The organism is Phyllobacterium sp. NPDC097923 (assembly GCF_044760925.1).
GTDB classification, from domain to species: domain Bacteria; phylum Pseudomonadota; class Alphaproteobacteria; order Rhizobiales; family Rhizobiaceae; genus Phyllobacterium; species Phyllobacterium calauticae.
Window position 1 is genome coordinate 145312 of record NZ_JBIWBL010000001.1, and the last position, 23651, is coordinate 168962.

25 protein-coding genes are annotated in these 23651 nt (G+C 61.2%); 14 read left to right on the forward strand and 11 right to left on the reverse strand.

Annotation, left to right across the window (positions count from 1 at the left end; all coding sequences use genetic code 11):
* Positions 1-203: 203 nt before the first annotated feature.
* From ACIQWS_RS00710 to ACIQWS_RS00730, 5 genes are all read right to left on the reverse strand, one after another.
* Positions 204-380, reverse strand: a complete 177-nt coding sequence (locus ACIQWS_RS00710; protein WP_346307838.1) for a hypothetical protein — start codon at positions 378-380, stop codon at positions 204-206.
* 17 nt (positions 381-397) lie between these two features.
* Positions 398-904: a hypothetical protein gene (locus ACIQWS_RS00715; RefSeq protein WP_346307839.1), complete on the reverse strand. Its 507-nt coding sequence runs from the start codon at positions 902-904 to the stop codon at positions 398-400.
* The gene (locus ACIQWS_RS00720) at positions 885-1043 is read right to left on the reverse strand and encodes a hypothetical protein (protein WP_403169259.1); all 159 of its coding nucleotides are present in this window, start codon (positions 1041-1043) and stop codon (positions 885-887) included. The genes ACIQWS_RS00715 and ACIQWS_RS00720 overlap by 20 nt, the downstream gene beginning before the upstream one ends.
* A 251-nt stretch (positions 1044-1294) precedes the next feature.
* A complete protein-coding gene (locus tag ACIQWS_RS00725) occupies positions 1295-1996 on the reverse strand; it encodes a GntR family transcriptional regulator (RefSeq protein ID WP_403169261.1) in 702 nt (233 codons plus the stop codon).
* Positions 1993-3375 (reverse strand): formimidoylglutamate deiminase, encoded by a 1383-nt coding sequence (locus ACIQWS_RS00730; RefSeq protein WP_403169264.1) that lies wholly within the window; start codon positions 3373-3375, stop codon positions 1993-1995. Before ACIQWS_RS00730 ends, ACIQWS_RS00725 begins: the two co-directional genes overlap by 4 nt.
* A gap of 85 nt (positions 3376-3460) precedes the next feature.
* Between ACIQWS_RS00730 and hutI the strand changes: the two genes are divergently transcribed.
* From hutI to ACIQWS_RS00775, 9 genes are all read left to right on the forward strand, one after another.
* Positions 3461-4654 carry an imidazolonepropionase gene (gene hutI, locus ACIQWS_RS00735; protein ID WP_403169267.1) on the forward strand — a complete coding sequence of 398 codons (1194 nt, stop codon included), beginning with the start codon at positions 3461-3463 and terminating at the stop codon, positions 4652-4654.
* 2 nt (positions 4655-4656) lie between these two features.
* Positions 4657-6198, forward strand: a complete 1542-nt coding sequence (gene hutH / locus ACIQWS_RS00740; RefSeq protein ID WP_403169270.1) for a histidine ammonia-lyase — start codon at positions 4657-4659, stop codon at positions 6196-6198.
* Positions 6195-7001 (forward strand): N-formylglutamate deformylase, encoded by an 807-nt coding sequence (gene hutG / locus ACIQWS_RS00745; protein ID WP_403169273.1) that lies wholly within the window; start codon positions 6195-6197, stop codon positions 6999-7001. The genes hutH and hutG overlap by 4 nt, the downstream gene beginning before the upstream one ends.
* A complete protein-coding gene (gene hutU, locus ACIQWS_RS00750) occupies positions 6998-8668 on the forward strand; it encodes a urocanate hydratase (RefSeq protein ID WP_403169276.1) in 1671 nt (556 codons plus the stop codon). The genes hutG and hutU overlap by 4 nt, the downstream gene beginning before the upstream one ends.
* Complete coding sequence (locus tag ACIQWS_RS00755; protein ID WP_403169279.1) at positions 8668-9219, forward strand: HutD family protein; 552 nt, start codon at positions 8668-8670, stop codon at positions 9217-9219. The genes hutU and ACIQWS_RS00755 overlap by 1 nt, the downstream gene beginning before the upstream one ends.
* Positions 9220-9305: 86 nt before the next feature.
* Positions 9306-9689, forward strand: a complete 384-nt coding sequence (locus ACIQWS_RS00760; protein WP_403169282.1) for a hypothetical protein — start codon at positions 9306-9308, stop codon at positions 9687-9689.
* 128 nt (positions 9690-9817) lie between these two features.
* Positions 9818-11167, forward strand: a complete 1350-nt coding sequence (locus ACIQWS_RS00765; protein ID WP_403169285.1) for a PepSY-associated TM helix domain-containing protein — start codon at positions 9818-9820, stop codon at positions 11165-11167.
* 21 nt (positions 11168-11188) lie between these two features.
* Positions 11189-11722: a copper chaperone PCu(A)C gene (locus tag ACIQWS_RS00770; protein ID WP_403169287.1), complete on the forward strand. Its 534-nt coding sequence runs from the start codon at positions 11189-11191 to the stop codon at positions 11720-11722.
* Complete coding sequence (locus ACIQWS_RS00775) at positions 11722-12312, forward strand: SCO family protein (RefSeq protein WP_223612228.1); 591 nt, start codon at positions 11722-11724, stop codon at positions 12310-12312. The genes ACIQWS_RS00770 and ACIQWS_RS00775 overlap by 1 nt, the downstream gene beginning before the upstream one ends.
* Positions 12313-12351: 39 nt before the next feature.
* On the opposite strand, the gene ACIQWS_RS00780 is transcribed toward ACIQWS_RS00775, so the two are convergent.
* Positions 12352-13245, reverse strand: coding sequence for a sigma-70 family RNA polymerase sigma factor (locus tag ACIQWS_RS00780; protein WP_403169290.1), 894 nt, complete (start codon positions 13243-13245; stop codon positions 12352-12354).
* Between the two features lie 144 nt (positions 13246-13389).
* On the opposite strand from ACIQWS_RS00780, the gene ACIQWS_RS00785 reads away from it, so the two are divergent.
* Positions 13390-13848: a carboxymuconolactone decarboxylase family protein gene (locus ACIQWS_RS00785; RefSeq protein WP_223612419.1), complete on the forward strand. Its 459-nt coding sequence runs from the start codon at positions 13390-13392 to the stop codon at positions 13846-13848.
* 135 nt (positions 13849-13983) lie between these two features.
* Positions 13984-15195 (forward strand): Mrp/NBP35 family ATP-binding protein, encoded by a 1212-nt coding sequence (locus ACIQWS_RS00790; RefSeq protein WP_403169293.1) that lies wholly within the window; start codon positions 13984-13986, stop codon positions 15193-15195.
* 76 nt (positions 15196-15271) lie between these two features.
* Here ACIQWS_RS00790 and ACIQWS_RS00795 read toward each other — a convergent pair whose 3' ends face one another.
* Positions 15272-16900, reverse strand: coding sequence for an alpha-D-glucose phosphate-specific phosphoglucomutase (locus ACIQWS_RS00795; RefSeq protein WP_403169296.1), 1629 nt, complete (start codon positions 16898-16900; stop codon positions 15272-15274).
* A gap of 167 nt (positions 16901-17067) precedes the next feature.
* Here ACIQWS_RS00795 and ACIQWS_RS00800 point away from each other — a divergent pair, with 167 nt between their 5' ends.
* Positions 17068-17322, forward strand: coding sequence for a type II toxin-antitoxin system Phd/YefM family antitoxin (locus ACIQWS_RS00800; protein ID WP_223612223.1), 255 nt, complete (start codon positions 17068-17070; stop codon positions 17320-17322).
* Positions 17322-17735, forward strand: coding sequence for a type II toxin-antitoxin system VapC family toxin (locus tag ACIQWS_RS00805; RefSeq protein ID WP_403169298.1), 414 nt, complete (start codon positions 17322-17324; stop codon positions 17733-17735). Before ACIQWS_RS00800 ends, ACIQWS_RS00805 begins: the two co-directional genes overlap by 1 nt.
* Before the next feature lie 49 nt (positions 17736-17784).
* Here the strand turns inward: ACIQWS_RS00805 and ACIQWS_RS00810 are convergent, their stop codons facing one another.
* On the reverse strand, positions 17785-18402 hold the full coding sequence (locus tag ACIQWS_RS00810) for a L,D-transpeptidase (RefSeq protein WP_223612221.1): 618 nt from the start codon (positions 18400-18402) through the stop codon (positions 17785-17787).
* A 180-nt stretch (positions 18403-18582) separates the two neighbouring features.
* Between ACIQWS_RS00810 and ACIQWS_RS00815 the strand changes: the two genes are divergently transcribed.
* Positions 18583-19077 carry an MmcB family DNA repair protein gene (locus ACIQWS_RS00815; protein WP_223612220.1) on the forward strand — a complete coding sequence of 165 codons (495 nt, stop codon included), beginning with the start codon at positions 18583-18585 and terminating at the stop codon, positions 19075-19077.
* Between the two features lies 1 nt (position 19078).
* Here the strand turns inward: ACIQWS_RS00815 and ACIQWS_RS00820 are convergent, their stop codons facing one another.
* From ACIQWS_RS00820 to hrpB, 3 genes are all read right to left on the reverse strand, one after another.
* Positions 19079-19642 carry an ActR/PrrA/RegA family redox response regulator transcription factor gene (locus tag ACIQWS_RS00820; protein ID WP_105737977.1) on the reverse strand — a complete coding sequence of 188 codons (564 nt, stop codon included), beginning with the start codon at positions 19640-19642 and terminating at the stop codon, positions 19079-19081.
* Positions 19643-19710: 68 nt separating this feature from the next.
* On the reverse strand, positions 19711-21015 hold the full coding sequence (locus ACIQWS_RS00825; RefSeq protein WP_223612219.1) for an ActS/PrrB/RegB family redox-sensitive histidine kinase: 1305 nt from the start codon (positions 21013-21015) through the stop codon (positions 19711-19713).
* A 63-nt stretch (positions 21016-21078) separates the two neighbouring features.
* Positions 21079-23526 (reverse strand): ATP-dependent helicase HrpB, encoded by a 2448-nt coding sequence (hrpB, locus tag ACIQWS_RS00830; RefSeq protein ID WP_403169303.1) that lies wholly within the window; start codon positions 23524-23526, stop codon positions 21079-21081.
* Positions 23527-23651: the final 125 nt, after the last annotated feature.

Genomic DNA, 23651 nt, shown 5'->3' on the forward strand with positions numbered 1-23651 from the left:
TAAAGCGTAGCAGAGCGTCCCGCAGAGCGGGCGTTGGAAAGAATTCCTTTTATATCGATAAATTAGAAAATTCTACCTGAATACCATAGTCTACAGAAATGGTAGTCTATTCCAGATCGGTGGTGGAATTTGACCGCAGCAGGATTCTTTCATGGCGGCAAGGAAGTGGTACCGGCCTGCGGCCGGTACCGGGCTGGAGGCCCTTATTTGCGTATCAGCAGGTCAACCGGTGTGATCTCTGCGACTTCGGTGTATGTGCTGGTCACTGTCCTGGCTTCGATCGAGGCACGCACTGTGAGTGGCGTGACAAAGATCGCCAGTGTCAGCAATGCGGTGGCGGCGATTGAAAGGCGTCGTTCCATGCGTGCGTTGATGATCATTGGTTTTCCCCTTCGTCCTAGTGGTATTTTGCCCGCAGCGGGCGGGAAATGATGTCGTCAATGGCAAATTTCGGGATCGGCAAAAGCACCTGATCCAGCTCGGCCAAGGTTTCGGCAAAACCGATGGCTGCATTCTCAACCTCTTCCTGGCGGGAGGGGCATGCCATGGCATTGAGGCAGGTTCGTGCCGCAAGCATGTCGCAATTTTGAAGTCCGGCGATCAGCCCCAAAGTCAGGCATTCTTCCTTGCACACATGGTGCGAGCCGAATGGAAATGTCTTCAGCGGGCACAGGGCACAGTGGCGCAACGTGCGGATGAAGAACGAGAGTTCCGACAGGGCGCGGTTGCCTTCACGGCTGCCGAGAATGTCGCTGTACAGGCCAAACGCCATTTCCCAGGCAATCACCGAGCCGGTTTCAAAGCCGGCAGTCCACCGGCGATAGCCTTCCAGCACGAGCTTTTCCGGAGCCCGGTCGAAATAGCAGCCTGTCCCTTGCCCTGCTTCAGATGCGCGTGGATACATGCCCACTCCCATCCTGTTCATTGTTGCGGCATGGGCGGGCAACGGGCGGCGTCAGCCGGTTCAGGCCGGATGCGGGACGTGGAAGCTGCGCATGCAGCATGAAAACCACGCGCAGGCGTGGCAGAAAAAGACCTATCATAGGGTCCTCCAATCGAACGGGTTCAAGGCCCAGACATCAAAGGTATGCACTCGTGTGCTTGTGCATAAAGGCAATGACTTATTCCAAAGTCAAATGATAATTTTCGAAAAGCATGAAAAATATCAATAACTTAGAATGATTCTAGGAAATTATGAGTTTTTTAGTAGACAATTGTTCTGACAAGCTGACAAATCATCGCACCCCGATGGCGCGCGACGATCCATTTCTTGCGTCATCAAGCCGAATGTCTTCTAGAGCTGTGTGACCATGCGGTGCGAGGCGGGGTGGATCATCCGCACGAATGTGATCGGCTTCTGCGGTACGAAGGTGACGCGTTCCACAATGAACACGGCGTCCTTTTCGCTGACACCGAGAATGTCAGCCTCCTGCGCGCTCGCCACGCCGGCGTGAAAGACGATTTCGGCCTGCGAGAACGGTGAGTGGGTCACCAGCCATTCGTTCGGGCTGATGGTCTCGAATGTCTCGCCGCGAATGGAAGGCACCGCATCGAGATTGATCCAGCGATCCTCATATTGATACGGCTTACCGTCGGAGAGGTGCAGGCAGCGCACATGCAGCATGTCCTTGGCCTTGGCGAGACCCATGCGGCGGGCAACATCTCCCGGTGCTTTCTCCACCTGGTTGGAAAGCAGCCTGAACTGGTAGATGCCGCCCTTTGTCTCGATTTCCTGCCGGACGATGGGAATGACGAAGCGGGCTTCCCGCATCGGGTGCAGGGCTACCCGGGTTCCGGCCTTGCGCTTGCGCACGAGGACGCCGCCCCGCGCCAGTTCCTGCAAGGCGCGGTTGACCGTGGCGCGGGCGCAGCCGAATTCAATGGACAGCACTTCCTCTCCGGGAATCAGTGCACCGGGTGCCCAGACCCGCTCGGCGATGCGCCGGGCCATTTCCGCTTTGATGGCATGGAAGGATTTTCGCGCTGTTGCCGTCACACCCGCTCCAGAACCGACGCAAGCCGCGTCTTGTAGGTTGCAAAGATTTGTTCTCGCGCGTGGTGGCGTCCCTCATGCACCACATGACGGCCCGCCGACCACACATCGGTCACCGCGTGTCTGTCGCCTGCAAAAATCCAGCCGTCAAGCAACCGGTCACCCCGCAGGCCGAGGATCGCGGGATTATCGGCATCAAGTGCAACCAAGTCGGCCCATTGTCCAACGGCAAGACTGCCGCCCTTGCGGCCCAAGGCCTGCATTCCGCCCGCAAGCGCGGTGTCATAGAGCGTACGGCCGTTCGATTTGCCGTCGACGGAAAGCGTGACCCGTGAGACATCGCGCAAACGCTGGCTGTATTCGAGCTGCCGCAGTTCCTCCGATGGCGAAATGCGGATGTTGGAATCCGATCCCGTACCGAACCGCCCGCCCGCACCCAGGTAGCGCACGCCATCAAAAATGCCATCGCCGAGGCTGGCCTCGGTCAGCGGGCAGAGGCCGACCACCGCGCCGCTGGCAGCAACGCGCAAGGTCTCTTCCGGTGTCATGTGCGTCGAATGAATGAGGCACCAGCGCTCATTGACGGGTAGATGGTCAAGCAGCCAGCTCATGGAGCGCTGGCCATAGGCTGCCTGCACCTCTTCCAGCTCCGGCAACTGTTCGGCGATGTGGATGTGGAAGGGCATGGCGGCAAACCGGCGCTCGAGCTCCAGAAGGTCGCGTTCGCTGACGGCGCGGATCGAATGCGGTGCGATGCCAAAGCCCGCATCGGGACCTGTTTGCCGCGCGGCTTTTTCCGCGGCCTGCGCCAGTTTGGAAAAGCGCTCGACATCATTGCCGAATCGCAATTGCCCGCCCGCCAGCGCGCGTCCGTCAACGCCGCCCTGCGCATAGGCAACCGGCAGCAATGTCAGGCCGATACCGCTCGCACTGGCGGCAGCGGCGATGCGCTCCGACAATTCGCCGAGGCTCGCGTAGGGGGTGCCGCCCGGCTGGTGATGGACGTAGTGAAATTCGGCCACGCTGGAATAGCCGGATTCGAGCATTTCGACGAATGCGAAGGCAGCAATGGCTTCGATGTCGTCCGGATCGAGAATATCGAGAAAGCGATACATGATTTCGCGCCACGTCCAGAAACTGTCGCGGCCTGCCGGGCTACGCGCTTCGGAAAGGCCGGCCATGGCCCGCTGGAATGTGTGGCTGTGCAGATTGGCCTGCGCCGGGAGGAGAACAGCGGTGCGATGACTGTCGCCGGGCGCAGTGCTGTTTGCGTCCACAGACACGATCTGCCCGCTCGCGCCGATCTGCACGAGGACGTCGCGTTCCCAGCCTTTTTCCGTGAGGGCCGTGCTCGCAAAAACAGATTTTTTGGCTTCGCTCATTTCTTCTCTCATCCCCGGATTGACATAATATGTATATACATAATAACGTCATGAGCAAGCACTAATGGGGATGGTATCAAGGCCGATGAGGAAAATTCTGTCCGGATTGAGGATTGCGACGCTGGAGAACGCCGGTGCGCCCTATGGCCTGATCGACACGGGTGCGATCGGCATTGAAGGGGACCGCATTTCCTGGGTTGGCACCGCTGTTCCGGATGACTGGAAAGCTGTCGAGGTGCAGGATTTCGGTGGCCGCCTGGCGACGCCGGCACTGATCGACTGCCACACCCATCTGGTTTTCGGCGGCAACCGCGCGCGCGAGTTTGAAATGCGTCTTGAGGGCGCCAGCTATGAGGAAATCGCCCGGGCTGGCGGCGGCATTGTTTCCTCGGTGAAATCGACCAATGGTCTGTCGGAAGATGAACTGGTCGCGCAGAGCCTGCCGCGGCTTGACACCCTGCTGGCGGAGGGCATTTCCACCGTTGAAATCAAATCCGGCTACGGCCTCAACATCGAGGCGGAGCTGAAAATGCTGCGGGTGGCGCGCCGCCTCGCCACGCTGCGTCCCGTGCGCATCCGCACCAGCTATCTCGCTGCCCATGCGGTGCCGCCGGAATATCGCGGCCGCGCCGATGATTATATCAGCGAGGTTGTGCTGCCGGGTCTCGACGCCGCCCATGCGGAAGGTCTGGTCGATGCGGTCGACGGCTTTTGCGAAGGTATTGCCTTCTCGCCGGCCCAGATCGCGCGTGTGTTTGACCGGGCGAAAGCTCTCGGCATTCCGGTCAAGCTGCATGCGGAACAGCTGTCCAATCTCGGTGGTGCCAAGCTTGCCGCATCCTATGGCGCACTGTCTGCCGATCATCTTGAATATCTCGACGAAGACGGCGCCAGGGCCATGGCCGCCGCGGGCACGGTTGCGGTGCTTCTGCCCGGTGCCTTCTATGCATTGCGGGAAGAACAGGCGCCGCCGGTCAAAGCTCTGCGCGCAGCCGGTGCCCGCATCGCCATCGCCACGGACTGCAACCCCGGTACATCGCCGCTGACATCGCTGCTCCTGACCATGAATATGGCCTGCACCCTGTTCCGCCTGACCGCCGAGGAAGCGCTGGCGGGTGCAACCCGCGAGGCAGCGCATGCGCTGGGATTGCAGGATGACATTGGCACCATCGCTCCCGGCAAACGTGCCGAAATCGCCATCTGGAACGCCGCGCAGCCCGCAGAACTCTGCTACCGCATCGGCTTCAATCCCCTCCATCAGCTCATCTTGAAGGCTTGACCATGACTGTCGTTCTCCACCCCGGTTCCGTTCCTCTGGCTGAACTGGAAAAAATCTATTGGCAGGGCACGCCTGTCCGGCTCGATGCCTCGTTTCATAAGGGGATTGCCGCCGCAGCTGCGCGCATCGCCGAAATCGCAGCCGGCAGCGCGCCGGTCTATGGCATCAACACCGGCTTCGGCAAGCTTGCTTCGATCCGCATCGACGCCGCCGATGTGGGGACGCTCCAGCGCAATCTGATCCTGTCGCATTGCTGCGGTGTCGGCAATGCACTGCCGGAAAACATTGTCCGCCTGATCATGGCCCTGAAGCTGATCTCGCTCGGCCGCGGCGCTTCGGGCGTGCGCCCGGAACTGATCGGCCTTATCGAAGCGATGCTGGCCAAGGGCGTCATTCCTGTCATTCCCGAGAAAGGTTCCGTGGGCGCTTCCGGCGATCTGGCGCCGCTGGCGCATATGGCCGCGGCGATGATCGGCGAGGGCGATGTGACCTTTGGCGAGACGCGGATGCATGCCAGCGAAGGCCTCGCCAAGGCCGGCCTCACGCCGGTCGTACTCGCCGCCAAGGAAGGGCTTGCGCTCATCAACGGCACGCAGGTTTCAACGGCGCTGGCGCTCGCGGGCCTGTTCCGGGCGCACCGCTCGGCGCAGTCGGCGCTGATCACGGGTGCCCTGTCCACCGATGCGGCGATGGGTTCTTCAGCGCCGTTCCACCCCGATATTCACACGTTGCGCGGCCATCGTGGCCAGATCGATACGGGCGCCGCGCTGCGCCGCCTGCTCGAAAATTCGCCGATCCGCGAAAGCCATATCGAAGGCGACGAGCGCGTCCAGGATCCCTACTGCATCCGCTGCCAGCCGCAGGTCGACGGCGCTTGCCTCGATCTCTTGCGCATGGCGGCGCGCACGCTGGAAATCGAAGCCAATGCGGTCACCGACAATCCGCTGGTTCTCAGCGACGGCTCGGTGGTATCGGGCGGCAACTTCCATGCGGAACCCGTTGCTTTCGCCGCCGATCAGATTGCGCTTGCCATCTGCGAAATCGGCTCGATCGCCCAGCGCCGCATTGCGCTGCTCGTCGATCCGGCATTGAGCTACGGCCTGCCTGCTTTCCTTGCCCGCAAACCGGGTTTGAATTCCGGCCTGATGATCGCCGAGGTCACCTCAGCGGCGCTGATGTCGGAAAACAAGCAGATGTCGCATCCGGCGTCCGTTGATTCCACGCCGACCTCGGCCAATCAGGAAGACCACGTGTCCATGGCCTGCCACGGTGCGCGCCGCCTGTTGCAGATGACGGACAATCTGTTCTCCATCATCGGCATCGAGGCACTCACCGCCGCGCAGGGCATCGACCTGCGCAGCCCGCTGCAGACCAGCCCCGAACTCACCCGCGCCCATGCCGCGATCCGTTCCGTCGTGCCGACGCTGGATGAGGACCGCTACATGGCGCCTGACCTGAAAGCCGTGTCCGATCTCGTCGGTTCCGGCGCCCTCAATGCTGCCATTTCTCCCGACATCCTGCCAGCACTGGATACCGGCCTATGAGTGTTGTTGACGTCAAGCAGGGGGCGTCCCCGGTCATTCTTGGCCTGCCGCACACCGGCACCGAGGTTCCGGCCGATATCTGGGCGCGGCTGAACGAGAACGGACAACTGCTGGCCGATACGGACTGGCATATCCATACGCTTTATGACGGGCTTCTGCCGCAAGCGACGACCGTTCGTGCCACCTTCCACCGTTATGTGATCGACGCCAATCGCGATCCGGAAGGCGTCAGCCTCTATCCCGGACAGAACACCACCGGCCTCATCCCGGAAACGGACTTCGACGGCAGGGCCATCTGGCGTGACGGCGAAAAACCCGCCGCCGCCGATACGCAAAAACGGCTTGAACATTTCCACAAGCCCTATCACGCCGCCCTGGCGGCGGAGATCAAGCGCGTGCAGGACATTCATGGCCTCGCCATTCTCTATGATTGCCACTCCATCCGCTCGCACATCCCGTTTCTGTTTCAGGGCAAGCTGCCGGATTTCAACATCGGCACCAATCAGGGCACAAGCTGTGCGCCCGAAGTGGCTGCAGCAACCGGCCGCTTTGCCTTTGCCGCACCGGGCTATGACGGCGTGATGAACGGACGCTTCAAGGGCGGCTGGACCACGCGTCACTACGGCAAGCCGGAAAAGGGTGTGCATGCCATCCAGATGGAGCTGGCGCAGTCCACCCATCTGCAGACCGAAGCGCCGCCCTTTGCCTATGACGAGACGAAGGCCGAGCGCCTGCGCAAGCATCTCAAGGACATTCTCGAAAATCTCGAACAAACCGCCTTCAAGCTCGGGAGCTTAAAATGAACAATCCACGTCACAATATCCGCGAAATCCGCAGCCCCCGCGGTCCGGAACTCAATACCAAATCCTGGATGACAGAAGCGCCCCTGCGCATGCTGATGAACAATCTTGATCCGGATGTGGCCGAAAACCCCAATGAACTGGTGGTCTATGGCGGCATCGGCCGCGCCACCCGCACATGGGACGATTTCGACAAGATCGTCGCGACCCTGAAGACCTTGAACGAGGACGAGACCCTGCTGGTGCAGTCCGGCAAGCCGGTCGGCGTGTTCCGCACCCATGCGGATGCGCCGCGCGTCCTCATCGCCAATTCCAACCTCGTTCCCCATTGGGCGACATGGGATCATTTCAACGAACTGGATAAGAGGGGCCTGGCCATGTACGGCCAGATGACCGCCGGTTCATGGATCTATATCGGCACGCAGGGCATCGTGCAGGGCACCTACGAGACCTTCGTCGAGGCGGGCCGCCAGCATTATGGCGGCAATCTCAAGGGCAAGTGGATTCTCACCGGCGGCCTTGGCGGCATGGGCGGCGCACAGCCACTGGCCGCCGTCATGGCCGGTGCCTGCTGTCTCGCCATCGAGTGCAATCCGGATTCGATCGATTTCCGCCTGCGCACCCGTTATGTCGATGCCAAGGCGGAAACACTGGACGAAGCCCTTGCAATGATCGACCGCTGGACCAAGGCCGGTGAAGCCAAGTCCGTCGGTCTCCTCGGCAATGCAGCGGAAATCCTGCCGGAACTGGTGCGCCGCGGCGTGCGCCCCGACATTGTTACCGACCAGACCTCGGCGCATGATCCGATCAATGGCTACCTGCCCAAGGGCTGGTCGATCGCGGAATGGAAGGCCAAGCGCGAAAGCGACCCCAAGGCTGTCGAAAAGGCTGCCCGTGCCTCCATGCGCGAGCATGTGGAGGCGATGATCGCCTTCTGGAACGCCGGCGTGCCGACGCTCGATTATGGCAACAATATCCGTCAGGTCGCCAAGGACGAAGGACTGGAAAATGCCTTCGCCTTCCCCGGCTTCGTTCCCGCCTATATCCGTCCGCTGTTCTGCCGCGGTATCGGTCCGTTCCGCTGGGCGGCGCTGTCGGGCGATCCGGAAGATATCTACAAGACGGACGCCAAGGTGAAGGAACTCACCCCCGGCAATACCCATCTGCACAACTGGCTCGACATGGCGCGTGAGCGTATCGCCTTCCAGGGCCTTCCCGCCCGCATCTGCTGGGTCGGTCTGGGTGACCGTCATCGCCTTGGCCTTGCCTTCAATGAGATGGTGCGCAACGGCGAACTCAAGGCACCCATCGTTATCGGGCGCGATCATCTCGATTCCGGTTCCGTCGCCTCGCCGAACCGCGAGACCGAAGCGATGAAGGACGGTTCAGATGCGGTTTCCGACTGGCCGCTGCTCAATGCCCTGCTCAACACGGCATCAGGCGCCACATGGGTGTCGCTGCATCATGGCGGTGGTGTCGGCATGGGCTTCTCGCAGCATGCGGGCATGGTGATCTGCGCCGACGGTACGGATGATGCCAAGCGCCGCATCGAACGGGTTCTGTGGAACGATCCGGCCACCGGCGTCATGCGCCATGCGGATGCGGGCTACGAGATCGCCATCGATTGCGCCCGGGAAAAGGGCCTCAACCTGCCGGGTATTCTCGGCTGATGCGCATCCTGCGTTCGACCGGGCACCGGCGGATGCCTTGGAAAAACGGCAAGGGTGTCACCACCGAGATCGCCGTTTTTCCTGAAGGCGCATCGGTCGACAGCTTTGACTGGCGTATCAGCATGGCAAACGTTCCGGATTCCGGCCCGTTCTCGGCCTTTCCGGGCATCGACCGTGTGCTGGCCGTGCTGGAAGGCGAAATGGTGCTGGGCGTGGATGGCCGGCCGCCTGAAACGCTCGGTCCATTGTCTCCGGCGATTGCCTTTCCCGGCGATACCCCGACGAGCGCAGTGGTGCTGCGCGAGGTTACGGACCTCAACGTCATGGTCCGGCGCGGGACGTTTTCGGCGCGGGTTCGCAGGATGGTTGATGCGTCAATCAAGGCGGATGCTGCGCAAACATTTGTGGTTCTGCGCAGTGATGCGAAGCTGACTTCAGGCGAAACGCTCGGCGCAAATGATGTTCTGCAACTCGCCCAAGCCGAAACGGTGACGTTCAAAGACGTGCCCTCGAGCGCATGGCTGGTGGAGATCGACCGTCTTCCTGCCTAGGCGATCCGGCATTTGTCGCTTTGCCGCATAGATTTCCCGCGCAAGCTGCGTTATCTGGTTACCAGGAACCGCAAAACGGGGATGTGATGCGCAAATACGGATACGATTGGCAACTGGCGGTGCGCATGCTGTGCGCGCTGGCGCTTGTCTTCGTCGCCTTTGCCCATCAGCCGGTCATTGCGGCATCCAACAATCAGATCGATCTTGCTGCCTATACGCTACCCGACGGCACTGTTCCCGTGCTCTGCCTTCCCGGCAGTGGTGACCAGGATCCGCACAAGAGCGCATGGCACGGCACGGGCTGCGAAGCCTGCCGTATTTCCGCATCGTTCATTCTCCCTGTTCCGCCTCACACCGGCGGTCAGCGTGTAGAACCGGCGGTATCGCTCGCCATCAAGCGCGAAGCGGTGCTGATTGCCCGCAGCCTCTATCCTCCGGCAGCACCGCCCCAGGCTCCCCCTCTCGTCTGACACAACTTTTCGAACGCTGGTCCGCCACCGGTCGGAAAGGTTGCGCCGTTTTGGGCGCGCCCATTGGTCTTTCACAGGCCAACCATTGTTGCTGTCAGACGATTGGAACACGCATGAGCGTCTCAAGCATGGCTTCACAGAAGCCCAAGGACATCAGTCAATCCCTCTACCGCGCCATCTGGCGCTGGCATTTTTTCGCCGGCCTTCTGGTCATCCCCTTCATGCTCAATCTCGCCATCACCGGCGGGCTCTATCTCTTCAAGGATGAAATCGACAACACGGTCTTTGCCTACCGCAATGTTGTCACGCCGCGCAGCGAGGTGCTTGCGCCGTCGCTGCTGATCAGGAACGCGGAGGCTGCGGTCCCCGGCGCAACCATCCTGCGCTATCGCGACCCCTCCACGCCGACCCAGTCCGCCCGGGTTATCCTCGGTACGGATGCCGGGAAGGTCCTTGTTTTCGTCGATCCCTATACCGGCTCGGTGCTCGGCAAGGTTGCCGAGAAGCAGGAATTCAATTGGGTCGTGCGCAAGATTCACAGCCTTGTCTATTTCGGGCTGGCGCTTGACCGGGTGGTTGAGGCCGTTGGCGGCCTGGCGCTGATCCTCGTCGTCACCGGCTTTTATCTGTGGTGGCCGCGCAAGCAGAAAGGCGGTGTCCTCACGGTTCGCGGCACGCCCGACAAGCGCATCTTCTGGCGTGATCTGCATGCGGTCACCGGTGCTGTTGCCGGGGCTTTGATCTTCTTCCTTGCCATCACGGGCATGCCGTGGTCGGCCTATTGGGGCGACAAGCTCAATGCCACCCTGGCGGATAAGGGCCTCGGATACCCCACGCAGCTGTGGAACGACGTTCCGGTGTCGAAAATTCCGACAAAGGATGTGCTGACCGAGGCGGGCTGGACCATCGAAAACGCCCCGGTTCCGACCTCGACAGCCGACGGGACGACGAAAAGCGTCGGCCTCGACGGGATCTTGGCGTCCGCCCGGGCCGAAGGCATCACGCCGGGCTTCGAGGTATCGCTGCCGTCCGGACCGGAAGGGGTCTATACCGCGGCGATTTTCCCGGATGATATCGCCATGCAGCGGACGATCCATTTCGATCAGTACAGTGGCAAACCATTGGTCGATCTGAAGTTTGCTGATTATGGCGCGGGTGCCAAGGCCATCGAGTTCGGCATCGGCGTCCATATGGGGCAGTATTGGGGCCTCCTGAACCAGATCGTCATGTTGGTCACGTGCTTTGCCATCATTCTCGCCGCTGTCTCCGCCGTGGTCATGTGGTGGAAGCGTCGTCCCTCGGGGCGTCTGGGGGTGCCGCCCATGCCATCGCAAAAAAGCGTCTTTGCCGCGTTGACGCTGGTCATCCTCGGCTTCGGCGTGCTCTTCCCGCTCACAGGTTTTGCCATTCTTGCCATGCTGGTTCTTGATCAGTTGATCCAGCGTGTTCCTTCCCCGCTCAAACGCGTATTCTCATAACAACGGAACTGGAGAACCTTCATGAAATCCACTCTCACATTTGCTGCCCTCTTGCTGGCAACAACCTTCGCCGTACCTGCATTGGCCCATGATCATTCGGCCATGGCCAAGGAAGGTGCCGCCAAAATGCAGAAGCATGAAGCCACGGATGCGGTCAAAGTCGGCAATCTCGTATTCGCCGGCGCTTTCACCCGTGCCACATTGCCGGGCGCCAAGGTTGGCGGCGGCTATATCTCGATCACCAACGAGGCCAAGGAAGCGGACCGCTTGCTGGGCGGCTCAAGCCCTGTTGCGGCGCGCGTCGAAGTTCATGAAATGAAGATGGACGGCGAAGTGATGAAGATGCGCAAGCTTGCGGATGGCGTGGAAATTCCCGCGGGCGGAACCGTCGAACTCGAGCCCGGCGGCATGCACCTGATGCTGCTGGAGATCAAGCAGCCCTTGAAGAAGGGCGAAGACGTCCCGGTAACCCTCGAATTCGAGAAGGCCGGCAAGGTTGAGCTCAAACTGCATGTGGAAGCTGCCGGTGCGACCTCCATGGAGCATGGCCAGTGATGAACGTTCGCCGCGTCCGCATTGCACTGTGGTCGGTCATCGCTGTTCTGATGATCTTCCTCGCCTTCACCTATTACAGCGCCCGCAAGGGCAACGAGATAGAGCCGGTGAAGCTTGGTGTGCCGTTTTCGCTGATCGACCAGAATGGCGCGCCGATCACCGAAGCGGCATTCCAGGGACACCCGACGGTGCTGTTCTTCGGTTTCACCCATTGTCCAGAGGTTTGCCCGACAACGCTGTTCGAGATGGCGGGCTGGCTCAAGGCTTTGGGCGATGAAGGCAAGGATTTGCGTGTCTTTTTCATCTCTGTGGATCCCGAACGGGACACGCCCGAGGTGATGAAGGGCTACACGGCCGCCTTCACCGACCGGATCACCGGTATCACCGGCGATCCCAAGGAAGTGGAGAAGGTCATCAAGGGCTGGAAGATCTATGCCCGCAAGGTGCCGACGGAAAATGGCGATTACACCATGGACCACACGGCATCGGTGATGCTGCTCGACCGGGATGCCCGCCTGAAGAGCACCATTGACTACAAGGAAACCACCGATGTGGCCCTGAAGAAGCTGCGGCTTCTCATCGGCTCCTGAAGACTTTCCTCCAAAACAGAATGAGACCGGCATCTGGTCTCATTCCTTTCGGCCCTTGCCTTTCCGGAGCACCACCAGGTCAAGCGCGTTGAGGCGCGAAGGTTCGGCAACAGCTTCAATGGCAGTGATCCTGTCACCTGCAATCGTCAGGTTCAGGACCACGTGCAATCTGCCTCGAACCTTGACCACGAGACCAAGCACGCCATCGACAAGCGCCGGCACTGCACCCTGAGCGCGTCCCTTGAACGTATTGGCCACGGCTTCCGCACCGCGAATTTCCGCCATTGCGCCCAATTGCACCGCCGCTTTGTCCGCACGGAACACCACATCCGGATCGAGCACGGCCAGAAGCGCGTTGAAATCGCCACCGCGGGAAGCCGCCAGAAAGGCATTCACGATCTCGCGCTGGCGGGCAAGACTGCGGGCCGGAATGGTATCCGTTCCCTGCACCCGGCGACGCGCCCGGCTGGCCAACTGCCTTGCCGCTTCCGGCGTGCGATCGACAATCGGCGCAATCTCGTCGAACGATATGCCGAACATGTCGTGCAACACGAAAGCCAGCCGCTCTGCCGGGGCCAGCCGTTCGAGCACCACGAGCAGAGCCGCCCCCACCGAATCCGCCATTACAATGTCATGTTCGGGATCGCCGCCTGACTCGCGGCCTGCCACGGGCTCTGGTGTTTGCGGGGTCAGTTGGTCCTCGCGCCGTGATGTGCGCGAGCGCAGCATATCGAGGCATACGCGTGAGACGACAGTTGTCAGCCAACCAGCCAAGTTGCCGACGTCGTCCGTATGCGCCCGGCTGAAGCGCAGCCAGGCCTCCTGTACGGCGTCATCGGCTTCGGTCATCGAGCCGAGCATCCGGTAGGCTACCCGCCGCAGATGGGTGCGATTGGCCTCAAATTGCTCGGTCAGAAATTTTTTCTCGTTCATCTGTCACGTTTCCTCGCCCTGTTCCGTCAAAGCAATGACGAACGAAATCCGGCCGATGTGACAAGAAATCGGGTCCGGGAAACCGTCAAGAGCAAAAGCCCGGATATCTGGTTTCGGGCGTCAGTCAAACGAGAGGAAAAAATGATGCAAGCACGTATGAGCAACCCGGCAATGATCAACCCTGAAGCGATGAAAGCCCTGCAGGCACTGGCTGCGTCCACCGGTGACAGCGAGTTCCCGAAAGGCCTGCTTGAACTCGTGCATCTGCGCGCCAGCCAGATCAACGGCTGCAGTGTCTGCGTCGACATGCATCCGCGCCTTGCCCGCAAGGCGGGTGAAACCGATGAACGGCTCTTCGCCGTGTCCGTGTGGCGCGATACGCCGTACTTCTCCGAGGCCGAGCGCGCCGCCCTGGCCCTGACCGAAGCGGTGACCCGTGTTGCGGATCGGGCCGATCCGGTGCCGGATGACGTCTGGAACGAAGCCGCCAGACATTTCGATGAAAAGCGGCTCGGCAATCTGGTGCTGGCCATCGCCAACGTCAATGTCTGGAACCGACTCAACATCGCGACCCGGCAGGTGCCAGGCGTATGGAAAGTCTGATCTGCTTGCGCGGATTGCTCTGCAGACCGCCTCGCTCAGCGGGGCGGTTTGCCGCGGAAGTTGCGCTTTGCCCCATTGGCGTTTCTGTTCAACTGCACTATGTGAAGCAGCAGGGAATAAAAGGAATAGTATACAATGGCAGGCGTGACCAAGGAACAGGTTCTCGATCAGCTGAAGACGGTGACCGGGCCTGATTTCAACAGCAACATTGTCGATCTGGGCCTTGTCTCGGATATTTTCATTGCTGACAACAAGGTGTTCTTCTCCATAACCGTACCGGCCGAGCGGGCGCAGGAGCTTGATCCGTTGCGCGCCGCTGCCGAACGGGTCGTCAAGAATATGCCTGGTGTGGCTGGTGCCATCGTCGCGCTGACCGCCGAGAAAAAAGGCGGCCCCACCAGCGACGATGCTGTGCCCCGCCCCGCTCCACAGCGCCCGGTGCAGCGCCCTGCACCCGCCGGTGCCGTGCCTCCGGCCCGCGTTGCCGCACAGCCTGCTGCGCCGCACCAGCACGGTCATGCAGCACCACCGGTCAAATCGGGTGTGCCCGGCGTTGGCGCGATCATTGCCGTCGCCTCTGGCAAGGGCGGCGTCGGCAAGTCGACCACGGCAGTCAATCTGGCGCTCGGTCTGCAGGCCAACGGCCATCGTGTCGGTATTCTCGATGCCGACATTTACGGTCCGTCCATGCCGCGCCTGCTGCATCTCTCCGGCCGCCCGGAAGTCGTCTCCGGCCGTGTGCTCAAGCCCATGGAAGGTTATGGCCTGAAAGTCATGTCGATTGGCTTTCTCGTCGATGAAGAGACGCCGATGATCTGGCGTGGCCCGATGGTGATGTCCGCCCTCACGCAGATGCTGCGCGAAGTGCAGTGGGGCGATCTTGACGTGCTGGTAGTGGACATGCCGCCCGGCACCGGCGATGCGCAATTGACCATGGCGCAGCAGGTGCCGCTTGCAGGCGCCGTCATCGTCTCGACACCGCAGGATCTGGCGCTGATCGATGCGCGCAAGGGGCTCAATATGTTCAAGAAGGTCGATGTGCCCCTGCTCGGCATTGTCGAGAACATGAGCTATTTCATTGCGCCAGACACCGGCAACCGCTACGACATTTTCGGCCATGGCGGCGCGCGCAATGAAGCCGAACGACTCGGCGTTCCTTTCCTCGGCGAGGTGCCGCTGGTGATGGAAATCCGTGAAATGTCCGATGCGGGCAAGCCCGTCGTCATCAGCAATCCCGATGGGCCGCAGGCAAAGGTCTATCGCGAGATTGCGGCCAAGGTCTGGGATCAGCTGCAGGCGGCGAAAGCCAATCCCGGCCGGACGGCGCCGGCGATTGTTTTCGAATAGCAGGAGGTTTTCCCTGCAATCGGACAAAGAAAAGCCCGCCTTTCTGGCGGGCTTTCTGTTTTAATTGAAGCACTTATTATGTAATCACGCTCGGCTTGTCGCGGCCGGTGCGTGTCTTGATTTCAGTGAGGTCATCCGCCGCGCGGATGAGGTCGGCAAGCGCGCTTTGCGTTTCAAGATCGTGGCGCGCGGCATCGGCCTCGTAGCGTTCGATGTAGAGCCGCAGCGTTGCACCCGACGTGCCTGTACCGGAGAGGCGCAGGACAATGCGCGATCCGCCCTCGAAGAGAATGCGGATGCCCTGATGTTCGCTTACCGATTTGTCGACGGGGTCATGATAGGCGAAATCATCGGCCGTGGTGATTGTCAGGCCCTGCACGGTCTTGCCCGCAAGCGTCGGCAGCTTGGCCCGCAAGGCGTCGATCAGGCTGTTGGCCGCGCCTGAATCCACTTCCTCGTAATCGTGTCGGGTGTAGTAATTGCGCCCATAAGCGGCCCAATGTTCCCGCGCGATCTGCTGGACGCTCTTCTTGCGCACGGCGAGAATGTTGAGCCAGAGCAGCACAGCCCAGAGGCCATCCTTTTCGCGCACATGGTTGGAGCCGGTGCCGGAGCTTTCCTCGCCGCAGATCGTTGCCATGCCGGCATCGAGCAGGTTGCCGAAGAACTTCCAGCCCGTCGGTGTTTCATACATGCCGATCTTCAGCTTTTCGGCGACGCGGTCGGCCGCGCCGCTGGTCGGCATGGAGCGGGCAATGCCCTTCAGCCCGGCATTATAGCCCGGCGCGAGATGGGCATTGGCGGCCAGCATCGCCAGCGAGTCGGACGGCGTGACATAGATGCCCTTGCCGATGATCAGGTTGCGGTCGCCGTCGCCATCGGACGCTGCGCCGAAATCCGGACCGTCCGGCGACATCAGCAGGTCATAGAGATCCTTGGCATAGACGAGGTTGGGATCGGGGTGATGTCCGCCGAAATCCTCCAGCGGTACGAAGTTCACGCAGGTTCCATCCGGTGCTCCGAGGCGGTGTTCAAGGATTTCCTTGCCGTAGGGGCCGGTCACCGCATGCATGGAATCGAACCGCAGAGTGAAGCCGGACCTGATCAATGCGCGGATCGCATCGAAGTCGAACAGCGTTTCCATCAGTTCGGCATAGTCCGAGACGGAATCGATGATCTCGACATCCATGCCGGCAAGCTGCTGCTTGCCAACGGTGTCGATGTCGATGTCGGCGGCATCCGCGATCAGATAGCGGTCGATGACCTTGGAGCGGGCAAATACGGCCTCGGTGATTTTTTCCGGGGCGGGGCCGCCATTGCCGATATTGTACTTGATACCGAAATCTTCGGTCGGCCCGCCGGGGTTGTGGCTGGCGGACAGGATGAGTCCGCCGAACGCCTTGTACTTGCGGATGACATTGGACGCCGCCGGCGTTGAAAGAATGCCGCCCTGGCCGACGAGAACGCGGCCAAAACCGTTGGCAGCGGCCATTTTCACGGCGATCTGCACGACGTCGCGATTGTAATAGCGGCCGTCGCCGCCGATCACCAAGGTCTTGCCCCTGAAACCCTCGAGGGAATCGAAGACCGACTGGATGAAATTCTCCACGTAATTCGGCTGCTGGAATTCGGGAACCTTCTTGCGCAGACCGGACGTTCCCGGCTTCTGGTCATCGAATGGCGTGGTGGCAATGGTTTTGAACATGTGGACCTTCCCGGTTATGCGCATCGGCAGCAATCTATGAGCGCCTTGTCGATCAGGTCAACACGGCAAAAATCAGTTCGGCAAATAAATCGGATTGCGGCAGCCGGGTTAGGTTTGTCTACGTCGCCAGTTTGTAGTAACATATCTACAATTCAAAGAGGTGCGTGATGGGCATTACAACTGTTTCGAGTAGAGAATTCAATCAGCATGCCAGCGACGTCAAGAAGGCGGCAAACAACGGCCCCGTGTTCATCACGGATCGGGGCAGGCCCGCCCATGTCCTGCTGAGCATGGAAGAATATCTGAAGCTCACCGGGGGGCAGGAGAGTCTTGCCGACGTCCTGGCGCAACAGGAACCCTCGGATTTTGATTTCGAAATACCCAGTCTGAATGTCCGTTTTCGTCCGGCCGATCTGTCCTGATGTTTATTCTGGATACCAGTTTCATTTCCGAAATGCGCCGACCGGATAGAGCCGATGCGAACGTCATGGCTTGGGCATCGACCATACCTTTTTCGCATTTTTTCCTATCGGCCATTACGATTCTGGAGATTGAACAGGGGCTGCTGCTGGTGGACCGGAGGGATGCGCAACAAGGGGCGATCCTGCGCCTGTGGCGGGACAATTGGGTGTTGCCTCGGTTCGAGGGAAGAGTTCTTGCAGTGGACACGGCTGTCGCACAACGCTGCGCGCACCTGCACGTCCCGAACCCTCAATCGGAGCGCGATGCGCTTATCGCTGCAACGGCCCTGGTCCATGGCATGGTTGTGGTAACCCGCAATATAGCGGATTTTGCATCAACAGGGGTCAAGACCATCAACCCCTGGAGCGTGTGAAAAGGCCGCCCAAAGGGCAGCCTTTTCAAGCAATTCATAAGCCGGAGAATTAGAGAACGACGACCTTTGCACCCACTTCGGCGCGGTTGAAGAGGTCGATGATGTCCTGATTCATCAGGCGGATGCAGCCCGACGACATCGCCTTGCCGATGGACCACCATTCCGGCGTTCCGTGCAGGCGATAGCCGGTATCGCCGCCCTTGTTGAAGAGGTAAAGCGCACGGGCACCCAGCGGATTCTGCAGGCCCGGATCCATGCCTTCGCGGAATTCGGCCAGTTCAGGCTTGCGCTTGATCATTTCCTTCGGCGGCGTCCAGGTTGGCCATTCGCGCTTCATGGCTATGCGCGCCGAACCCTGCCATTCAAAGCCCTGCTTGCCGACGCCGATGCCGTAGCGCATAGCGCGCCCGTCGCCGAGGACGAAATAGAGGAACTTTGCCTTGGTATCGACAACGATCGTCCCTGCGGCTTCACCGCCATCGTAGCGAACTTCCTGACGCAGGAACTGCGGCGGAATCTTGGCGCGGGGAATGGCTGGAAGCACATAACCGGCATCAGTCACGGAGGAATAGGAGGCAGTGGAATAGTTGAAGCCGATCGTGGAACAGCCCGTCAGAGCAGTTGCACCCATCAGTCCAACTGCAAGGACGATTGTCTTGAGTTGCATAGTCACCCCATCAAGTATTGGCCGAATCTAAGGCGATTCAGTTGTCTTCCCTCATTACTGCCATTATTGTTAATGCTTGATTAACCGTAAAGCGTAGTTTTCTGTTAACCATACTTATCCTCAACCAAGTGGTGCATTTTTGCCGTATTCGGTTGTAGCGATCTCAGCGATACTTGCATCATGCCCCTTGTGATTCCCGGTCAGACCAGCCCGCTCATCGATGGTCGTCAGTCAGAGAACGCCATGCTGGTGCGCCGCGGCGTGCAGCGGCTGTTTCTTGAGCTGGGTCTGGCGGTGATGCCGGAGTTGCCGCTGGCTTCGGGACGGCGGGCCGACCTCGTTGCCATGTCGCGCACCGGTGAAATCTGGATCGTCGAGATCAAATCATCGATCGAGGACTGGAAGGTCGACAAGAAATGGCCGGATTACCGGGCCCATTGCGACCGGCTGTTCTTTGCCACCCATCCCGGCGTTCCCGCCGATATTTTCCCGCAGGACTGCGGATTTATCCTGTCGGATGGCTATGGCGCGGAAATCCTGCGCGAAGCGCCCGAGCACAAATTGTCCGGGGCAACGCGCAAGGCGATGACACTGCGCTTTGCGCGGGTGAGCGCGGCGCGGATGACACTGGCCGAATTGTCCGGAATTCACTTGCCCGAAACGGATATGGAATAGGTCAGCGCGGCGCGCGCTTTGCGAGGATGCGTTGCAGGGTGCGCCGGTGCATGTTGAGGCGGCGGGCCGTTTCGGAAACATTGCGGTCGCACATCTCGTAAACGCGCTGGATATGTTCCCAGCGGACGCGATCCGCCGACATCGGGTTTTCCGGCGGGGCAACCTTGGCACCGGACCGGCGGGTCAGCGCGGCAAACACCTCATCGGCATCGGCTGGCTTTGACAGGTAGTCGATGGCACCGAGCTTGACGGCGTTGACCGCTGTCGCAATGTTGCCGTAGCCGGTCAGGACAATGGCGCGGGTGTCTTCGCGGCGCGCCCGGATTGCCTCGATGATATCAAGGCCGTTGCCGTCGCCCAGCCGCATGTCGACCACGGCATAGGCCGGTGCGTGCGTCTTGACGCTGGCAAGTCCCGCCTCGACCGATTCAGCCGTTGCAACGGTGAAACCACGGGATTCCATGGCACGCGCCAGGCGCTGCAAAAAGGGCTTGTCGTCGTCGACCAGCAACAGTGTCCGATCGCCGCCTATGGCCGCAATATCGTCCTGATCCGTGTGTTCCATCAGGGTTTCCTGCTCATTTCTTATAAATATACTCCGTTAATGGTTCGCAATGAACAAAAAGTCAAAGGTTATCCGTTTTGTTCATCAAGTTGATTGCGCGGCCATGTCACGACAACTTCTGCGCCTTGCCCCGGATCATTGCGATTGCGGAAGGTGATGGCCGCACCGGAACGCTCCAGCAAGGTTTTGGCGATGAACAGCCCCAGCCCCAGCCCGCCGCCATGTTCATTGGTTTCGCGGTCGCGGCCGGTGGTATAGGGCTCGCCGATTCGGTCGAGAATATCAGCCGGGAAACCTTTGCCGTCATCGGCAACGACGATCTGCACCGTCTTGTCGGTCCAGCCCCAGCTGACCTGAATGGTCTCGCGGGCAAAATCCACGGCGTTCTCCACCAGATTGCCGAGGCCGTAAATGATTCCCGGATTGCGGCGGATGACCGGTTCGTTGCCTTCGCCACGCAGCTTCGTCACCTCGATGCTGATGCCGAAATTGCGGTTGGGTTCGATGACTTCCTCGATCAGCGAGGAAATCTTCAGCCGCGACATATGTTCCTCGCTTTCCGAGGACAGGCTGGTCAGGCGCTTGAGGATTTCCCGGCACCGGTCGGTCTGCGAGCGCAGGAGTTCGATATCCTCGGCAAAGCGATCATCCTGCGCCAATGCCCGCTGCATTTCCTTGGCAACGAGCGCGATGGTCGCAAGCGGTGTGCCGAGTTCGTGCGCTGCCGCCGCCGCGAGACCATCGAGCGCGGAAAGATGCTGCTCGCGCTGCAGGATCAGTTCGGTCGCCGTGAGCGCATCCGCCAGAAGCCGCGCTTCCTCGGCAACGCGGTAGGCATAGACGGCGGTGAAGACCAGCGCCGAAACAACGGAACACCACACCCCTGCAATCAGCACGAACGGCAGTTGCAATGCCTGGTCGGGGTACCAGGGCAGGGGCAGATGGAAATAGGCAAGGGCCGTCGCGCAGACCGTCACGAGGACACCGAGCGTCACGGTCGATGAGGCGGGCAGCGATGTTGCGGAGATGATGACGGGGACGATCATCAGCACGGCAAAGGGATTCTGCAGCCCGCCGGTCATGTAGAGCAGGCCCGCCACCTGCAGGATATCGAAGGCGAGAACCGTGATGGCCGCCCGTGGTTCGAGCCGATGGTTTATGGGGTAGCGGAACGACAGGAGGAGGTTCAGCCATGCCGAACAGGCAATCAGCGCAAAGCAGATGCTGACGGGGAAGGGAAACTTCAGGTAGAGCGCCACGAAGAGAACAGCGATGCTCTGGCCTGCGACAGCCAGCCAACGCAGGCGGATCAGCGTCGTCAGCCGCAGCCGCCGCGACAGGTATGAGGAACGTATGCTGAATTCTTGAACCATGGGCGAGCTTTAGAACAAACCCGATGCAAAGGGAATTCTCGTTTTGCATCGTTTGCGGCCCGCCTATGTGCCGCGCGGCTTGGCCCGGGCCGTGGGCAGTGCCTGCGCCGGGTCTTCCGGCCAGACATGCCGGGGATAACGCCCGCGCATGTCGCTGCGCACATCAGCCCATGAACCTTTCCAGAAACCGGGCAGGTCACGGGTGATCTGGATCGGCCGGTGCGCCGGGGAGAGCAGTTCCAAGAGCAGCGGGATTGTGCCGCCGGCAATGGCAGGATGAACCCCGAGCCCGAACAGTTCCTGCACGCGCACGGCGAGAACCGGGTCGTCCGCATCGTAGCGTATGGGAATGTTCGAGCCGGTCGGCACCGCGAAATGTGTCGGAGCCAGCGCGTCGATCCGCCGCTGCAGGTCATACGGCACCTGGGAGCGCAGCCCCTCAACAAGCACATGCGCCGGGATCTGGTTGAGATTGGCGGTTCCCGGCAGGAACGGCAGCAGCCAGTCATCCAGCACGGCAATCAGATCCGCATCGGCCATGGATGGCCATGGAGCGCCGAGGCCCTTGTGCAGCCAGGCAAGCCGGCGGCGCAGGATCATCGCCTCCTTCGACCAGGGCAGGATATCGAGACCATGGCTGCGCACCGCCTCGGCAACGCCCTGATTGGCCTGGTCGCCGCTCGGGGCGGGCAGGGTCTTTTCCGACAGGGCAATGGCTCCGATGCGGGTGGCATCGCGCGCCTGCAGGGCATTGCGGTTTGCGTCATAGCTGACCTGCCGGCCGCTGACGATGCGATCGCCCAGCGCTTCGCGGATGTCGGCTTCGGTTGTTTCCGCCGCTGCCAGTATCCGGGCCTTGCCGGCCCGGCCCGCCAGATCGGCGACGACGAGCCATGGCGCGCGCGCCAGCGAGGTCGCCGCATCCATTTCGCCGCCGCGGCCGTTGGCCAGCGTGAACTGGCCGTTGCCGCGCGCCTTGGCAATCCGGTCGGGATAGGCATCGATCAGCAGGCGTCCGACACTGTCCGGGTCCGTCCCCTGCACAACATCACGTCCGGCGAGCCGCTTTGCCAGCCCGCGCGCCCGCGTTGCCCGCTCGCCGCGTTCGCGCTGAAAACGGCTGAGCCGCACGTCGAGGTCAATATCATTGCCGCCCAACCCGCGTTCGGTCAGGAGCACGGCAAGGTCCGCTGCGCGCCCGCCCTGTCCGCGTTCCCGCGCGGTCAGCACCATATGCGCAAGCCGCGCCGGCAAAGCGAGTGCGCGCATGGCATGGCCCATCGGGGTGATGCGGTCACCGTCGAGCGCGCCGAGGTTTTCCAGCAGGACTTTGGCTTCTTTGATGGCCGGAGCGGGCGGTGCATCGAGAAACGCCAGGCTGCGCGGATCGGCAACGCCCCAGGCGGTACAATCAAGCACAAGTCCGGTCAAATCAGCCTCGAGAATTTCCGGCGGCGCAAAGGCTTCGAGCGCCGCCGTCTGTTCGGCGCGCCACAGGCGCAGGGCAATGCCGGGTTCCGTGCGTCCGGCACGGCCGGCGCGCTGGTCAACCGCGGCCCGTGCCGCCCGCACCGTCTCCAGCCGGGTCAGGCCGGTGGCCGGTTCGAATTTCGGCAGCCGCGCCAGACCGCTGTCGATGACAACGCGCACGCCATCGATGGTGATGGATGTTTCGGCAATGGATGTCGCCAGCACCACCTTGCGCTTACCCTGCGGCGCCGGCCTGATCGCCGCATCCTGATCGCGGCCCTCAAGCGCGCCATAGAGCGGCACGATCATCGTATCCGCGCCCACGCGCCCTTCGAGCGCTTCGGCGGTACGCTCGATTTCACGCTGTCCGGGAAGAAACGCCAGAATGCTGCCGGTCTCGGTGGCCAGCGTGTCGCGGATCGCCCGCGCCATGGCATCTTCGATCCTCTCGTCCGGCTTGCGCTCGCGATAGCGCGTTTCGATGGGAAAGGAGCGGCCCTTGCTTTCCAGCACCGGCGCATCGCCAAGAAGCTGCGCCACGCGCGCGCCATCGAGCGTTGCCGACATGACAAGGAGCTTCAGGTCCGGCCGCAGCGCCGCCTGCACGTCGAGCGCCAGCGCCAGGCCGAAATCGGCATCGAGGCTGCGCTCGTGGAATTCGTCGAACAGCACGGCGGCGACACCGGCAAGATCGGGATCGTCGAGGATCATGCGGGCGAACACGCCCTCGGTCGCCACCAGGACGCGCGTTCTGGCCGACACCTTGTTTTCCAGCCGCATGCGGTAACCGACGGTGGCACCCACCTCCTCGCCCAGCAGGCTGGCCATGCGGCTGGCGGCGGCGCGCGCCGCAAGACGGCGCGGTTCCAGGAGGATGATGGTCCTGTCCCCGCGCCATGGCGCGCCGAGCAGATGCAGCGGAATGAGCGTCGTCTTGCCCGCGCCGGGCGGCGCCACGACGACCGCTGCCGTGCCACCCGCCAGCGCTCCGTCCAGCGCGGGAAAAATCTCGGTGACAGGCAGGAGAGGCAGGTCAGGCACGGCAAAATCCAGTGATAAAATCTCCGGCCGTTTTGACAAGGTTTGCCGCGCGAAGTCCATTGTTTTGTGAATATGTCACTGCAATCTTAGACAAGGCCCACCAGGCGGCTCCTACCCAGTGTCTT